This window comes from Pseudotabrizicola sediminis (assembly GCF_004745575.1).
GTDB classification, from domain to species: domain Bacteria; phylum Pseudomonadota; class Alphaproteobacteria; order Rhodobacterales; family Rhodobacteraceae; genus Pseudotabrizicola; species Pseudotabrizicola sediminis.
Genome location: NZ_RPEM01000008.1, coordinates 76,123 through 91,332 on the forward strand (window position 1 = coordinate 76,123; position 15,210 = coordinate 91,332).

The 15,210-nt window shown below is 63.9% G+C and carries 14 protein-coding genes; 4 read left to right on the forward strand and 10 right to left on the reverse strand.

Annotated elements, in window-relative coordinates; genetic code table 11:
* The first annotated feature begins 315 nt into the window (after positions 1-315).
* From EEB11_RS12735 to EEB11_RS12745, 3 genes are all read left to right on the forward strand, one after another.
* Positions 316-2,046 (forward strand): PHA/PHB synthase family protein, encoded by a 1,731-nt coding sequence (locus EEB11_RS12735; protein WP_245298895.1) that lies wholly within the window; start codon positions 316-318, stop codon positions 2,044-2,046.
* Positions 2,047-2,073: 27 nt separating this feature from the next.
* A complete protein-coding gene (locus tag EEB11_RS12740; RefSeq protein ID WP_135431947.1) occupies positions 2,074-3,675 on the forward strand; it encodes an MBL fold metallo-hydrolase RNA specificity domain-containing protein in 1,602 nt (533 codons plus the stop codon).
* 92 nt (positions 3,676-3,767) lie between these two features.
* Complete coding sequence (locus EEB11_RS12745; RefSeq protein ID WP_135431949.1) at positions 3,768-4,175, forward strand: universal stress protein; 408 nt, start codon at positions 3,768-3,770, stop codon at positions 4,173-4,175.
* A gap of 364 nt (positions 4,176-4,539) precedes the next feature.
* Here EEB11_RS12745 and EEB11_RS12750 read toward each other — a convergent pair whose 3' ends face one another.
* From EEB11_RS12750 to EEB11_RS12770, 5 genes are all read right to left on the reverse strand, one after another.
* Positions 4,540-5,334: a phosphodiesterase gene (locus EEB11_RS12750; RefSeq protein ID WP_135431951.1), complete on the reverse strand. Its 795-nt coding sequence runs from the start codon at positions 5,332-5,334 to the stop codon at positions 4,540-4,542.
* A 5-nt stretch (positions 5,335-5,339) separates the two neighbouring features.
* Positions 5,340-6,164, reverse strand: a complete 825-nt coding sequence (locus tag EEB11_RS12755; protein WP_135431953.1) for an ABC transporter permease — start codon at positions 6,162-6,164, stop codon at positions 5,340-5,342.
* A gap of 1 nt (position 6,165) precedes the next feature.
* On the reverse strand, positions 6,166-7,032 hold the full coding sequence (locus tag EEB11_RS12760; protein ID WP_135431955.1) for an ABC transporter permease: 867 nt from the start codon (positions 7,030-7,032) through the stop codon (positions 6,166-6,168).
* Between the two features lie 78 nt (positions 7,033-7,110).
* Entirely contained in the window at positions 7,111-8,241 is a 1,131-nt protein-coding gene (locus EEB11_RS12765; protein WP_135431957.1) for an extracellular solute-binding protein, read from the reverse strand.
* Positions 8,238-9,317, reverse strand: coding sequence for an ABC transporter ATP-binding protein (locus tag EEB11_RS12770; RefSeq protein ID WP_245298896.1), 1,080 nt, complete (start codon positions 9,315-9,317; stop codon positions 8,238-8,240). Before EEB11_RS12770 ends, EEB11_RS12765 begins: the two co-directional genes overlap by 4 nt.
* Positions 9,318-9,381: 64 nt before the next feature.
* On the opposite strand from EEB11_RS12770, the gene EEB11_RS12775 reads away from it, so the two are divergent.
* A complete protein-coding gene (locus EEB11_RS12775) occupies positions 9,382-10,407 on the forward strand; it encodes a LacI family DNA-binding transcriptional regulator (RefSeq protein ID WP_245298897.1) in 1,026 nt (341 codons plus the stop codon).
* A gap of 32 nt (positions 10,408-10,439) precedes the next feature.
* Here EEB11_RS12775 and rsgA read toward each other — a convergent pair whose 3' ends face one another.
* The 5 genes from rsgA to EEB11_RS12800 form a co-directional block, all read right to left on the reverse strand.
* Entirely contained in the window at positions 10,440-11,474 is a 1,035-nt protein-coding gene (gene rsgA / locus EEB11_RS12780; RefSeq protein WP_210134419.1) for a ribosome small subunit-dependent GTPase A, read from the reverse strand.
* A 76-nt stretch (positions 11,475-11,550) separates the two neighbouring features.
* The gene (locus tag EEB11_RS12785) at positions 11,551-12,405 is read right to left on the reverse strand and encodes an amidohydrolase family protein (RefSeq protein WP_135431961.1); all 855 of its coding nucleotides are present in this window, start codon (positions 12,403-12,405) and stop codon (positions 11,551-11,553) included.
* A 247-nt stretch (positions 12,406-12,652) separates the two neighbouring features.
* Positions 12,653-13,423 carry an inositol monophosphatase family protein gene (locus EEB11_RS12790; protein WP_135431963.1) on the reverse strand — a complete coding sequence of 257 codons (771 nt, stop codon included), beginning with the start codon at positions 13,421-13,423 and terminating at the stop codon, positions 12,653-12,655.
* A gap of 76 nt (positions 13,424-13,499) precedes the next feature.
* Positions 13,500-14,417 carry a calcium/sodium antiporter gene (locus tag EEB11_RS12795; protein ID WP_135431965.1) on the reverse strand — a complete coding sequence of 306 codons (918 nt, stop codon included), beginning with the start codon at positions 14,415-14,417 and terminating at the stop codon, positions 13,500-13,502.
* Positions 14,418-14,562: 145 nt separating this feature from the next.
* A complete protein-coding gene (locus EEB11_RS12800) occupies positions 14,563-15,189 on the reverse strand; it encodes an ABC-type transport auxiliary lipoprotein family protein (protein WP_135431967.1) in 627 nt (208 codons plus the stop codon).
* Between the last annotated feature and the right edge of the window lie 21 nt (positions 15,190-15,210).

Sequence of the window (15,210 nt, forward strand, 5' to 3'; positions counted from 1 at the left end):
GGTATACGTTGCAGACTGCGTTGCGCCGATCCGGCGGGTCTGAATGACCTGAATCAAGGACAGAACCGAATCGACCCGTGATCATCATCGCCTAAGTCAGTGGCAGATTACGCGTTGGTTTGTGCTTCGTTGCTCGGGCCGGTCTGGATCAGAAAAGGTATCCGGCACCGGTGAAAAAGATCACGTCCGGCACGGCCGAGCGAATTGCTCGGCTGAATGCACCTCCTGTTCACAAGGAAAGAGGTCAAGATGGCTCCTCCCACTCGGAAGAAACCTCAGCCCAGCGCCCCGTTGGTGAGTGCCGGGCTTCCGGCCGTGATTGAGACTTCACAACCAGCCGACCATCCGCACCAGAACTTTGACCGCGCGGCCCGGGCCGCTGTGGCGCGGCTTTCGGGGGGTGTTTCGACCCATGCCTTCCTTGAGGCATGGAGTGACTGGGCGCAGCATCTGGCCCGCGCCCCGGGCCGTCAGATGGAACTGGCGGAACACGCACAGCGCAACCTGTTGAAGCTGATGGCGCTGGCCACGACCCCCGGCAGTGCACCGCCCTTTGAGCCAAAGCCTTATGACCACCGTTTCAAGCATGAAGGCTGGCAGAAGCCGCCGTTCCAGCTGTGGCAGCAGGGGTTTCTGGCGATGCAGGACTGGTGGGACCACGCCACCGAACCTATGCGTGGCCTGCGCCCTGAAGACGCCGAGCGCACCCGCTTTCTGGCCCGACAGACGCTAGATGTGCTGTCGCCCTCGAACGCGCCGCATCTCAATCCCGAGATCATTGCCGAAACGGTAAAGACGGGCGGGCGCAATCTGACCGAGGGGGCGGCCCATTTTGCGCATGACGCGATGAAAACCCTGACCGGCCAACGCGATCCGGCCCCCGAAGGCTACCGGATCGGCGAAGATCTGGCCTGCACACCCGGTCAGGTCGTCTACCGCAACGATCTGATCGAACTGATCCAGTACACACCGCAGACACCGCAGGTCCACGCCCGCCCGATCCTGATCGTTCCGGCCTGGATCATGAAATACTACATCCTCGATCTGTCGCCCGAAAACTCGATGGTGCGCTATCTGGTTGGGCAGGGCTTCACCGTCTTCATGATTTCGTGGATCAACCCGAAAAGCGAGCACCGCGACCTTTCGCTGGAGGATTACCGCAAGCGCGGGGTGATGGCCGCGCTGGATGCGGTGGCGACCGTCGTGCCGGAGACGCAGGTTCAGGCGGTCGGCTATTGCCTTGGCGGCACCATTCTGGCGATTGCTACGGCAACGATGGCCCGTGACCACGACACCCGGCTTGCCTCGGTCACGCTGATGGCCGCGCAGGTGGATTTCGTTGAGGCGGGTGAGCTTCTCCTGTTCCTCGATGAAAGCCAGGTGGCGTTTCTGGAAGATCTGATGTGGCAACAGGGCTATCTCGACCGCCCGCAGATGGCCCGCGCCTTTGCTGCCATCAGGGCCGAAGACCTGATCTGGACCCGCGCCGTTCAGCGCTATTTTCTTGGGCGCGAGGATGTGCCGACCGATATTGGCGTCTGGCTGTCGGACACCACGCGGATGCCTGCGCGTATGCATTCGCAATATCTGCGCGGGTTATTTCTGGAAAACAGGCTGACGGCAGGGCGTTTTGCTGTTGAAGGCCGGGTCATTGCGCTGAAGGATTTGTCGGTGCCGCTGTTCGTGATCGGCACCGAAACCGATCACATCGCGCCATGGCGGTCGGTCTACAAGACCAAGCTGTTCACCGACAGTGATCTGACTTTTGTGCTGACCAAGGGGGGGCACAACACCGGCATCCTAAGCGAACCGGGCCACAAGGGGCGCCACTACCGCCTCTCGCACCGCCCGGCAGGGGCGCATTATATCGGCCCCGACGCCTGGCTGGCAGAAACCAAGCCAAAGTCCGGCTCTTGGTGGCCGGCTTGGGCGGACTGGCTCAAGGCGCAGGGCGGAGGTCTGGCGGATGCCCCTGCAACCGGGGCCCCGGATAGGGGTCTTGCCCCGCTTTACCCCGCCCCCGGCGGCTATGTGATGCAGCCTTGACCCTGAAACCAACAACAGGATAACGCCATGCCCCACCCCCGCCTGACATTTCACGGTGCGGCCCGTTCGGTGACAGGGTCCTGTTTCCGGCTGGAAACCGATCACGGAGACATCCTGATCGACTGCGGGTTGTTTCAGGGATCAAAAACCGAAAAGGAACTGAACTACCGTCCCTTCCCCTTTGCGCCCGAGAAGATTGCAGCTGTAATCCTCAGCCATGCGCATATCGATCATTCGGGCCTGCTGCCCAAACTGGTGAAACATGGGTTCTCGGGGCCGATCCACGCGACGCCTGCCACAACCGATCTGGCCGGGGTGATGCTGCCCGACAGTGCGCATATTCAGGAGATCGAGGTTGAACAGTTCAACCGCCGCGCCGCCCGACGCGATCGCGGTTCAGTTAGCCCGATCTATACCGGCGCGGATGCAGCGGCCTGTCTCGACCAGTTCTGCTCGCACCCCTACAACAGCTGGTTTGCCGTCCTGCCCGGCCTGAAGGCGCGGTTCTGGAACGCAGGGCACCTGCTGGGATCTGCATCGGTCGAGGTCGAACTGGCGCAGGCCGAGGGTGGCCCGCTGCGCATCCTTTTCTCGGCGGACATCGGACCAGACTACAAGTTGATGCACCCCGATCCCGAAGGCCCAAGCGGCGTGGACTATCTTATCTGCGAGTCGACCTACGGCGACCGCGACCGCATCGACGCCACCGCCGACCGCCGCCGCCAAATGCTTTGCGAAGAAGTGCGCGCGGCCATGCATCCCCATGGGGCGCTGCTGATTCCGTCGTTCGCGGTAGAACGCGCGCAGGAACTGATCAGCGATCTGGGCCGCCTGATCGCCGAAGGGGCGCTGCCGCAGATCCCGATCTATGTGGACAGCCCGCTTGCCACCAAGGCCACGCGCGTCTTCGCCAAGCATCACAAAGAGTTGGAGGAAGGCGCGGTGCTCATGCAGGGCTTGAAATCACGCCACCTGCACTTCACCGAAACGCGCGAGCAAAGCATCGCACTTGACCGGCTGCAGGATTTTCACATCGTCATCGCCGCCTCGGGTATGTGCGACGCAGGGCGCATCCGGCACCGGCTGAAGAACTGGCTGTGGCGTGACGAGGCCACCGTTCTGTTCACCGGCTTTCAGGCGGTGGGCACGCTGGGGCGCATCTTGCAGGACGGCGCGAAATCGGTGCGCATCCAGGGCGAGGACTTTGCCGTGCGCGCCCGGGTCCGGTCGCTTGACCTTTACTCCGGTCACGCCGACGGCACTGAATTGCGCGACTGGATCAAGGAGCGGCTGCCGATCCGGCATCAGATGTTTCTTGTTCATGGCGAAGAGCCCGCGATGGCAGGGCTTGCGGCGCGACTGGATGGAATTGTCGCGGTGGACAGTGTCTTGCAGCCGAAGTTGGATGAGGGCTTTGTGCTGACGCCAGACGGCGCTCAAAGCCTTGCGTCGGCGACTCCACCGCGACTTTCGCCTGAAAAAGTTGCGCACCTTGATTGGCACAACGACGTCTCGCGTCTTCTGCTGGAGATCAATGAGGGCCTTCTGGCCAGCCCGGACGAAAAGACCCGCGCCGCCCTGATCCGCCGGTTGCAGCGCGCGCTTAAGGAGGCTGAGCGCCAAACCTGATGACGCGGCTGCTGCGCATGTGATTGATCCTTGTCAATGCGCGGCTGGCTTCGATCTGGAAAACTGCACAAAGTGACACTTGGGAGGATGAAATGTATCAACATATTCTGGTTGCCGTGGCCTTTGACACGGATGATGCGCCGGAACGGTCTTTGCAGGCCACAAAGTTGCTGTTGTCGCCCGCCGGCAAGGTGACGGTATTGCATGTGAAGGAGATGATCCCGAGCTACGCGCTGTCATACATTCCTGAGGACTATGACGCCACTCTGAGAGTGGCCATCCGTGAACGGTTGGAAGGGGTGGCCGCGCGGTTTGAAAACGGCGTGGGCGTTCTGATCGACGGGCATTCGGGGCAAACGATTCTGGAATATGCAGAAGCCAATCAGGTGGATTGCATTGTCATGATGTCGCACCGACCGGGATTGCAGGATTATTTTCTGGGCAGCACGGCCGGCAGGGTCGTGCGCCACGCGCAATGTTCGGTCCATGTGATCCGCTGACCTGGCGTCTGTTGGCTTGCCCCGGCCTCACCCCGTGAGTGCCTGATTCGGGCAGGCCAGGAACTGAGCGCCGCGGCGGTCGTCGCTGACCCGGTGGTCAGCGGCCAGGCTGTCAGTCACGGCTAGGCACGGCTGTATGGTGCCGTCGTGGATCATTGGCCTTATGGGTGCGCAGACTTGGCGGTCTTTAGGGGTGTAGGGTGTCCGGAAGTTGCAATCACGTGTGTCAGCATACCACCCGGCGGTGTTGAAGGTCTAGGTATGCTTGTTTCCGACGACAGGAAAACCCGGGGGCACCCGCGGAAAATGCCTGCTGCCGGTGCCACTTGAAGACCATGGGGTCGCGCGCAGAACGGGCGGGCGTTCAGGGCAGGTCATCGCGCGGAGGCAGGGCCAGACACCGGGGATGCACTGCAAAACTGCCGCCCTCCCGGCGGTGATGCATCCACCATGCGTAGGGGCCGTCGGTCAGCGCAGGCTCTGCGTCTTGGTCAAAGCCAAAGCCATACTGGAACGCCGGACTGCCCCCGACGGACGCATAGCACCCGGCCCATTGCGTGTGAAAGGGTTGATGCACATGCCCGCACAGCAGGCGCACTGGCGCAGGACTGGCCTGCAGGATCTGGCCCAGCCTCTCTCCCCCGTCGCGCAGGGCAGATGCATCCCAATGCGCATTTCCGGTGGGAAACGGCGGATGATGCAGCATCAGGAACACCGGGTCGGTGCCGGTGGCCAGACGCTCTTGCAGCCAGTCAAGCTGTGCGGCGTCCAGCCTGCCTTCAACCCGGCCCGGCACCAAACTGTCCAGCCCGATGATGCGCACGCCGGGCAGCTGTGCCTCAAACTGCAGAGTATCCGGCGCGGCATAAGGGACCGTGGTGCCAAAGGCCGCCCGCATCGGGCCGCGCTGGTCGTGGTTGCCCGGCACCACGAAAACCGGCATCGGCAATGGCGCAAGGATCTGCCGCACCAAAGCGTAATCGGCCTCAGATCCGCCATCCGCAACATCGCCGGTGATCAGCACGGCATCGGGGCGCTGCGGCAGCGCCATGAGATCGGCCACGACCAGCCGGGCCATATCGGGCGCATCGCGCCGCACCGGGGCGGTTTCGGGCGGGCCTGCGGAAATGTGCAGGTCGGAAAGATGTGCGATCAGCATGTCGGTCACCTTCCTATCCGCGACAACACGTCGGCTTTCAGGAACCGCTCGATCACCAGCATGAAGCCGATGGACGGCACCAGCAGGATCAGCGCGGTGATCGAGGCGATCTGGTAGTTGCCGCCCATGGATGCATTGAACATCAGGATCGGCAGCGTTGATATGTCGGGCGTGCCGACAAAGAATGTGCCGGTGAATTCGTCGATGCTGTCCAGAAACACGAAGATCGACGCCGCGACCAGACCGGGAAACGCCTGCGGCAGGGTGATGTCCCGGAAGGTGCGCATCGGCCCCGCGCCAAGGTTTCGGGCGGCTTCTTCCATCGTGCGGTCCACGGCACCAAAGGCGGCGGTGGCGATCCAGACCGCATAGACCAGCCCGGGCAGCGAATGCACCAGAACCACCCCGGTATAGGTGCCGTTCAGCCCCAGACCGTAGAACATGTGGGCGATGTTCACAAAGATCGGCAGGCTGGGGAAGGCCTGAGGCAACAGAAAGATCAGCATGATGAAGGCCCGCGCCGGAAGCATCAGCCGCGCCAGCGCGTAGCCCGCAGGCACGGCCAGCGCCATCGACAGCCCCACCGTCGCCAGCGCGATCCAGACCGAATTGAACAGCGAGGTCCAGGCCCCCGCGCGGGGCCGGAACACGCGTTGCCAGAAATCAAAGCCGTACTCGGTCGGATAGCGGGCCGGAAAGAACCACTTTTCGGCAAAGGCCCAGAGGAACAGGTTGGTCAGCGGGCCAAACACCACAAAGGCGCAGAGGCCGATCATCACGGCGGGCAGCAGATTTGCGGCTCCGCGCCGGGCAAGGGTTGCGAGTGCCATCTTAGCGTGCCCCTTCTGTATGCTGGGTCAGGGTCATCCGCAGATAGGCGTAGGCCGCCACGGCAGTGATCAGATATGAAAACAGCCCCAGGGCATTGGCCACAGCATAATCACCGTAATAGGTCACCCGATGCGCCATCATTGACGTCATCATCGTGGGGTTTCCGGCAATGATCATCATCGGCACCGACAGCACCGACATGATGGTCACCAGCGACAGGATCAGCCCCACCAGCAGCGTGCCGCGCACCTGCGGCAGCACAATCTCGATCAGGCAACGAAAGCGCCCTGCCCCCATGTTGCGCGCGGCCTCGATGGTGGACCGGTCAATCGAGGCCATGGCCCCGGCCAGCAGCAGGGTGACGAACGGCACCTGTTTCCATGCGAAGGTCAGCACCAGCCCGCGCCAGTCCAGCAGGCTTTGCGCCATCGCAGGGTCCATCAGCCCGGAATCGATCAGCAGGCCGTTCATCAGCCCGTTACGCGCCAGAAAGCTGCGCGCGGTCTGCCCCGCCACGATGAACGGAATGAACAAGGGCCAGCGATACAACCAGCGCAGCGCCGTCACCGCCCAAGGGGTGGCACCCAGCGTCAGGTATCCGGCAATGGCAATCGACACGACAGAGATCAGGATCAGCGAGGCCAGCGCCACCAGCACCGTGAACACGACATCGCGGCCATAAAGCTCGACTGCGGTGCGCAGATGCGCCGTGGTCAGCCCGCCGCCCTCATCCACAAAGGCAAAAATCACCGATCGGGCCAATGGCACCACATACAAAAGCGCAATCGCCAAAAGCGCAGGGGCAATCAGCAACAAACCGGGAAGCATTCCGCGCAATGCGGGTGGTGAGGCATCAGCTGTGGACATCAGGCGCAGACTTTCGGCAAAAACAGAAAGGGCCGGGGCGACGGTATGGCCGCGCCCCGGTCGATGATCAGCTATCGGTCAGTTGGCGACCTGCCGTTCATAGGTTTCAAGGATCGCACGGAAGTAGTCGGCCTGCGGCATCGACAGACCCCGTTCGGCCAGCACATCGGGCGAGACGTCGGTGAACAGAGCGTCCCACTCCTCGGTCGTCAGGTTTTCCTTGACCGCATTGGCGTCAATGCCCGGCAACCAGTTGAAACGCCGCACGATGCCTTCCGCCTGCACTTCGGGCGAGGTGGCCAATTCGATGAACTTCACCGCCAGCTCGGCCTCTGCGGCCTTTTCCGGCACGACGTAGTACATCGGCTGACCGGGCATGCCCGGCGCGGGGATCAGAAGTTTCAGGTCCGGGTTCAGGCGGCCATCGGCAACCCAGGTGTAGAACATGTCCATCCAGACCGGACCCATGGCGATTTCGCCGCGGTTCATCGCATCCAGCGTGCCCGCATTGCCCGCAGTGATGGTGGCGACCGCGTTGAACGCTTTCAGGCTTTCCAGCGCCGGACCCCATGTTTCCGTTGCAGCGGCGTCAAACGGGCCGTTGCGCAGCGTCTCGGACATGTCGGAAAACGCATACATCCAGCCAAAGACAAAGCCCACGCCCGCCATACCGCCGGTGATGCCGTTATAGCCGAACTGGCCGGGGTTGGCCTGTGCCCAGTCCACCAGATCAGCATAGCTTTGCGGTGGCGTGGTGACCAGCGCCGGGTTGTAGGCGATGGCGATCTGGCTTTGGAACATCGGCATCACATAGCCGCCCACGTTCATGCCCAGCGCATTTTCGGCATTGCCCGACGTGACCAGAGCGCTGGTTGCGGTCTTGTCGCGGTAAGATTGCAACATGCCTTCGGCCACCATCTGCCCGGCCATGCGCTGATGAACGACGCCGACATCGACATCCCAGACATCATTGCCCTTTTGCGCGGACAGCTTTTCATACAGCGCCTGAGAGCCGCCATCGCCGGGGCCGGTACCCAGCGCGCGCACGGTCACGCCGGGGTTCTGCGCCTCGAACAAGGGGCCAAGGTAGTCGTTGATGTAATCCACCATATTGGTGTCGCCCGCGGTGACCACATTCAGGGTCTGGGCAGCAACGGGAAGGCTCAGGACGGCACAAAAGGCCGCTCCCAGAACAATTGATCGTTTCATTGGACAGTCTCCGCTATGGGTGGGGATCCGTTCGGCAGCAACATCTGGTCCGCCCCGAACGCCATAAGCGATGCGGTCGGCACAGCGACACACACCTGCGATCCCGGCGTGACTGGCACGCCGGAGACCGCTGAAATCACCTCGGCTCCGCTTTGCAGCTGAAGGTGATAGCCCCCGCCGGTATAGGCACAGTCCAGAACCGTGCCATGCCGGACAAGGGCGTCTTGCGGGGCCGTGGCATGGATGCGCGCATCCATGCTGCGAAACCCCAGCGTTGCCGCCGCCACCGGATCATCGGGGCGGCCGGCAAGCATATTGTCCACGCCCAGAAACCGACCGGCATCCAGATCGGCGGGGCGGGCATAAAGGTCTTGCGGGGCGGCGACCTGCACCACGCGGCCCGCGCGCATCAGCACGATGGTATCGGCCATGGCGAGGGCTTCTTCCTGATCATGCGTCACCATGATCGTGGTGATTCCCAGCCGCTGCTGCAGGCGGCGCAATTCGCCGCGCAAATTGCGGCGGATCGCGGCATCAAGGTTCGACAGCGGCTCGTCCAGCAAAAGGATCGGCGGATCAATGATCAGCGCCCGGCCCAGCGCCACCCGCTGGCGCTGGCCGCCCGACAGGCTGCCCACCTTGCGCGCACCGAAGCCCGACAGACCCAGTATGTCCAGCAACGCCTCGGCCCGCGCGTCCCGCTCGGCGCGGACAATGCCGCGCAGCTTCAGCGGATAGGTCAGGTTGCCCGCCACCGTCATATGCGGCCACAGCGCGTAGGACTGGAACACCATCGCCGTGCCACGCTTTTCCGGCGGCAGATCGGCAATGGACCGCGCGCCCAAGCGGATATCGCCCGATGCAGGCGGCGCAAAACCGGCGATGGATCGCAGTAACGTGGTCTTGCCACAGCCTGACGGACCCAGCAGGCAGGTAAAGCTGCCCGCTGGCACATTCAGGGTGACATCATGCAGGATCTGCGCCCCGCCCAAGCGAATGGACAGGCCATGCAGCGCCAGCGCCTCAACTCCCATATCGTCCTCCCCCGACGCGGTTTTGAAAGCGTGTGCATTCATGATTTGTCATCTTCATCCTTTGTGTCAAGGCTAATTAGACTTGATATGTAACAAGCATATGTCTATGTTGAAATCGCGTTCAAAGTTCATTTCACTCGGGGGCGGCATGCGGGTGACGGCAGATGATGTGGCGGCCAGGGCGGGCGTTTCCCGCTCTGCCGTGTCGCGGGCCTTTACCGAAGGGGCCAGTATCCAGCCTGACAAACGTGCCCATATCCTCGCGGTGGCAGATGATCTGGGGTATCGGCCCAACCTGATGGCACGCAGCCTGACCGGGGGGGCCACCGGGCTGATTGCCGTGGTGGTCGGGTCGCTTTCAAGCCCTTACGAAAGCTGGTTTCTGGATATCCTGTCGCAAGGCATCCGCAGCCGGGGCCTGTGGCCACTCCTGGTGCCGGTGTCGCCGGGGCAAGAGATTGAACCGGCGCTGGATCATGCGCTGGCCTATCAGGTCGATGGTGCCGTGATCGCCGCCGGATCGGTGAACCAGAAGCTGGCCGAACGCTGCACGGCCAATGGCGCGCCGATCGTGGTTGTCGGCCGGGTGCTGGATGGTGGCGGGGCAGATTCGGTCTGTTGCGACAACAGGGCCGGAATGGCCATGGTCGCGGACCGGTTGGTTGCCACCGGCCGCAGCCGCATTGCCTGGATCGGCGGGCGGGCGGATACGTTTTCCAATGTCGAGCGCTTTGACGGGCTGACGGCGGCATTGGCGGGGCATGGACGGTCGCTGACCGAAATGCGCTCCGGCGATTACAGCACCGACAGCGGCATGGTGCAGGCACTGGCCCTGTTGACCGGGCCGGATCGCCCCGATGCGATCGTCTGCGGCAACGACGCCATGGCCATCGGGGCCGTTGCCGCCGCCCGCCGCCTTGGCCTGCGTGTGCCCGAAGACGTGGGCATCTGCGGGTTCGACGACATTCCGGCAGCGGCGTGGGAGCCCTTCAGCCTGACGACGGTTGCCAACCCGGTGGTTGAGACTGTCCGCGCGTCGTTGGATCTTCTGACCCGCCGGATCGCGGGCGAAACCGCAGCGTCCTTCACAATCCGGCTGCCCCCGACCCTGCGCATCCGCCAAAGCCTGTAAGGCCTGTCACCCCGCCGTGCGGCCCCAACCGATCACCGGCGTTTTGTCGGCAGTTTTGTGGTCCGGTTGCCACGCGGGCCGGACTGAACCGGGGTGTTCGCGCAGTTTTCGTCCTGCAGTTTGCGCCAACGCTCCAACCGCGCCGGGTCCAGCGTGCCGGCAGCGATGGCGGCCTGCACGGCACAACCGGGTTCATGCGCATGGGTACAGTCGCGAAAGCGGCAAGCGGGGGCCAGCTCGGTGATCTCGGCAAACAATCGGTCCAGCCCGAAAGCGGTGTCGCTGATGTGCAGCGTCCGCATGCCCGGCGTGTCGATCACCCAGCCGCCGCCCGTGATCGGATGCAGCGACCGCGCCGTGGTGGTGTGCCGCCCCTTGGCATCGGACAGGCGGACGCTGCCGGTTTCCTGCGCGTCCTCGCCGGATTTCCCGGCCAGTGTGTTCAGCAGCGATGACTTCCCCACCCCGGATGAGCCGACAAGGGCAACGGTCTGGCCCGGCGTGCACCACGGCGCAAGCAGGTCGGCGGCCTGTGCGGACTGGGCGTTCAACGCCACAACCGCAAGCCCGCGCTGTAACCCCGCCACCTGTGCGATGTAGGGGGCCGCATCAGGCACCTGATCCACCTTGGTCAGCACGATCACCGGGTTGGTTCCGGCCTCGTTCGCGAAGGCCAGATAGCGTTCCAGCCGGGCAGGGTTCAGATCTTCGTTGCACGAGGTGACGATGAACAGCGTGTCGACATTGGCGGCAATCAGCTGCGGCGCGCGCGCGCCTTCGGTATGGCGCTGCAGCACCGACCTGCGGTCCAGCCGCCGCAGCAAAAGCCGGGTCTGCGGGTCAACCAGCACCCAGTCGCCGACCGCATAATCGGCCGTGCTGGCCTGCGCCGACATCGACAGCCGCACCGGGTCGCCATCAGATACTGCCGTCACCCGGGCACGGTGAACCGTGGCGATGCGCATGCGTTCAAGGCTTTGCTCCCCGGCGCTCAGCTGATCGTCAAAAAAGGCAGACCATCCGAGGGCGGGCGGCGAGATGGGCGCGGAATCTGGGTTTTGGGTCATGTCTGACTGCATGATCGCGACTTCGCTGCAATGCAAGAGGTTGTCACCTGCCTTGGAAGACAGCCTGCCGCAGCCGTCACGCCGACAGCCTGTCCCGCTGCGCGATATCCCAGATCTTGCAGGCGTTCGCGTGCAGGATCGCACTCCGCTCGGCAACCGTCAGCTCTGCCAGCAGCGCCTGACTGGTGGCAACCCATTCGGCAAGGCCGGAATGCAGGGTGCAGACCGGGCTGTCAGAGCCCCAGACCATGCGGTCGGGGCCGAACTGGTCCAGCACATGGTCAACCCACGGGCGCAAACCGGCCAGCGTCCAACTGCCGCCGGTATAGGCAGTGATGCCCGACAGTTTCAGGATCACATTCGGGCGGCGGGCCAGTCCGGCAATGGCAGCGGCCCAAGCGTCGAACGCCCCGCCCGCAATGTCGGGCACGCCGCAGTGGTCGAGCACGAAGACAGTGTCGGGGCAGGCATCGGCAAGATTGACAGCAAGCGGCAGTTGCCGCGCCAGCATTACGATGTCAAACGGCAGTCCGGCCTTGCCCAGACGCGCGATGTTGTCGCGAAACAGCGGGGTTTGTGACACCGCATCAGGCACCACATGCAGCACCCGGCGTACGCCCTTGACCACAGTCAGGTCTGCCCGCTCCAGCCAGTCGGCAAACCCGGCAGATTCGGGCCGGGCCGCAGCGATGGCCCCGCGGATCAGGCTGCCCGGCCGCCGCATCAGCTCGGCCACAAAGGCGGTTTCCGCCTCGATATCGGCCTCGGCCACATCCACCTCCATATGCAGCACATCGGTAATGCCGATGCGGCGGGCGGTGACCTCATAATCCTCATAGTTCCAGTCGCGATCCAGCGCCGGGGCGCCCGTCAGCCAAGGGTAGGACAACCGGCTGCGGTCCACGAGATGCAGATGCGTGTCAAAGATCATTGGCGGGTCCTTTTTCATCGCGGCAGCCTCGGTGCCAGCTCTTTGCCCCGGTGTATGGGACTTGGCGATACATGTCACCTGTGCAGGTGGCTGAAGCAAGGTATGGCCGGCCCTCGCGCAGCGCCCTTTCGGCGGCGGCCCTTCTGGCCTGCGGCTGGCGCGCTGCTGCAATACATGCAAGTGCATGTTCGACGAGAGACGTATTGTTGACTAAATTAGTTTTGACCTGCGAATGAATTGCCCCGGATCACACCATCGGCGCGCCCAGTGACGCAATCGCCTCAACCAGCGCAGGCTTGCCGATCACATAGCGCAGCTTTGCGTCCAGCGGGGTCTGGTGCCAGTCCAGCGTGGATGTCGCGCCAAGCGCCAAAAGGATCGGCCAGGCCGCCATGACATCCCACGCGCTTTCGCCACAGCCGACATGGCCGTCCACCTCGCCGGTCGCCAGCTCCAGCAGGGCGATGGTGGAGGCATTGCAGCAACGGAACAGCACCCCGGCATCCCCGGCCAGATAGCGCAGCGTGCCGATGCGCCCGGCCACCGGCATGGCGCGACCCAGGGCCACACCCACCACCGCCCGGTCTGGCTGATAGGTGGTCAGCGGGGGCAGGACGCGGCCATTCAGCGTGGGCGCATGGTCAGCACCGCCCGCCAGCGTCAGGCCCAGCGCCGGGGCGTGGATGATGCCCGCCACCGGCACCCCCGCCTGCCACAGCCCGATCGACACCGCCCATTGCCTGCCACCCCGGACAAAGTTGAACGTGCCGTCAATCGGGTCGATCACCCAGATCCGGTCGGACGTGCCCGGCAGCATCCCACCCTCTTCGCCCAAGATACCATCTTGCGGAAAGGCCGCGCGCAGCCCGGCGACGATCAAGGCCTCGACCGCACGGTCAGCTTCAGTGACCAAATCCAGCGGTCCCTTGGCGCTGATGGCCGCTTGCGACAGGTTGCCAAAGTGGCTCAGGGCAAGATCACCCGCCGCATGGGCGAGCGGGGTCAGAACGTCAAACATGGAAACATCCGCAAGATGTGATGGCCGGCGGCCCCGATCCTATGCCGGATCGGGGACGGGCAACAAGATCGGACCGCTATTGCGCAGCGACCACATAGGCGACATATCCCGCCAGCATCGCCACGCCAAAGCCACGCCCGATCACCGGGCGGGTCAGCAGCAGCGCGGTCAGAACCACCGACACGCCGATCATCACCGGCAGATCAAAGGTCAGAAATCGCGACGCCACCGGAATCGGCGCGATCAGCGCGGTCACCCCCAGAATGCCCAGCACGTTGAAGATGTTGGACCCCACGATATTGCCGATGGCAATTTCAGACTGACGCCGGAACGCGGCGATCAGCGAGGTTGCAAGTTCGGGCAGTGACGTGCCGACGGCCACGATGGTCAGGCCGATGAACGCTTCTGAAATGCCATAGCCCCGCGCGATGGATACCGCGCCATCCACCAAGAACCGCGCCCCCACCATGAGGGCGACCAGCCCTGCCAGAACCCATAGAAGGGAAACCAGTGTCGATGCGGGCAGCGGCCCGTCCGCGTCTTCGGCCACCGCCTCACCGGGCTGGCGGTAGGCCCAGACCAGATAGGCGGCAAGGCCCGCCACCAGCACCAGCCCCGACAGTCGCCCCATCTGCGCAAAAGCGAAGATCGGCACCAGCACCAGCGCGGCCCCGATCATTACTGCCGTATCACGCTTCAGGGTCGCACCGGTGACCCGGATCGGCCAGACCAGCGCGGTCAGACCACCGATCAGCAGGATGTTGGCGATGTTGGACCCGATGACATTGCCAAGCGCAATGTCCGGCACCCCGCGCAGCGCCGCATCGACCGACACCAGAAGCTCGGGCGTCGAGGTGCCAAAGCCCACCACGGTCAGGCCAATGAGCAAGGGCGGGATCGCCATGCGCCGGGCGATGCCGACACTGCCGCGCACCAGCGCCTCGCCGCCGAAAAACAGGCCGATCAGGCCGATGACAAGATAAACATAGTCCACGTCCAACCGCTCCCACAGGCAGGTGATCTGCCCTGCTCGCAAAGCTGTGTGTCCGGAGGATCACGCGCAAGGTGGAGCCGGAATTAAACTTTCCGTTTGCGCAGGTAGCACAGAGGGGCCTGCGCGCTGTTTCGCGACCCGCCCCTTACCCCACGCGCACCCCAAGCGAGGCCAGCACCCAGGCCGACAGGTCTTTCAGCATGATCTGCGTGGCCGAATTGAAGCCTTCGACCAGATCAATCGTTTCCGTGCTGGCCACCGGAAACGACACGTTGAAGGTGCGCGCCGACAGCACCGACGCATCGCTTTCACGCACCAGCCGGGCGGTCAGGCGGACGCGGACAGTCGCCCCGTCACCCTGTTGCGCCGCCTCGGCCTGCAAGTCGGTCAACTCAGAGATCAGCACGTAATCGCCAAAGCTGCCCAGCGGGCGGCGCCCGACATAGCGAAAGCCGTTGCTGTCTTCCAGCGTGCGCACCATCAGCGTCTGGATCATCAAGGGGGCCTCTGCCGACCATTGGCCATCGGTCAGATATTGCGCCTGCAACGGGCGCGGACGGATCATGATCCGTTCCGTCATCAGCCCGCCGGGGGCCGAGGGCACCTCGACCACCAGCTGCCGCGCCAGACTGCTGCGCGCCACCGGCCCGTCGGCGGGGGCCTGCAGGTCATAGCTTTCCAGCGGCGTCGCCGCCCCGCTCAGCGCCGAAATCGCCGCGCACCCGGACAGAAACGCCGTTGCGGCAAGGAGGGTCAGGATGGGCCGAAGCATGGCAGGGCTCTTTCGTTAAGG

Coding starts and splice junctions, on each gene's coding strand:
- EEB11_RS12740 (WP_135431947.1), top strand. CDS start 2,074: ATGCCCCACCCCCGCCTGACATTTCACGGTGCGGCCCGTTCGGTGACA.
- EEB11_RS12745 (WP_135431949.1), top strand. CDS start 3,768: ATGTATCAACATATTCTGGTTGCCGTGGCCTTTGACACGGATGATGCG.
- EEB11_RS12750 (WP_135431951.1), bottom strand. CDS start 5,334: ATGCTGATCGCACATCTTTCCGACCTGCACATTTCCGCAGGCCCGCCC.
- EEB11_RS12755 (WP_135431953.1), bottom strand. CDS start 6,164: ATGGCACTCGCAACCCTTGCCCGGCGCGGAGCCGCAAATCTGCTGCCC.
- EEB11_RS12760 (WP_135431955.1), bottom strand. CDS start 7,032: ATGTCCACAGCTGATGCCTCACCACCCGCATTGCGCGGAATGCTTCCC.
- EEB11_RS12765 (WP_135431957.1), bottom strand. CDS start 8,241: ATGAAACGATCAATTGTTCTGGGAGCGGCCTTTTGTGCCGTCCTGAGC.
- EEB11_RS12770 (WP_245298896.1), bottom strand. CDS start 9,317: ATGAATGCACACGCTTTCAAAACCGCGTCGGGGGAGGACGATATGGGA.
- EEB11_RS12775 (WP_245298897.1), top strand. CDS start 9,382: ATGTTGAAATCGCGTTCAAAGTTCATTTCACTCGGGGGCGGCATGCGG.
- rsgA (WP_210134419.1), bottom strand. CDS start 11,474: ATGACCCAAAACCCAGATTCCGCGCCCATCTCGCCGCCCGCCCTCGGA.
- EEB11_RS12785 (WP_135431961.1), bottom strand. CDS start 12,405: ATGATCTTTGACACGCATCTGCATCTCGTGGACCGCAGCCGGTTGTCC.
- EEB11_RS12790 (WP_135431963.1), bottom strand. CDS start 13,423: ATGTTTGACGTTCTGACCCCGCTCGCCCATGCGGCGGGTGATCTTGCC.
- EEB11_RS12800 (WP_135431967.1), bottom strand. CDS start 15,189: ATGCTTCGGCCCATCCTGACCCTCCTTGCCGCAACGGCGTTTCTGTCC.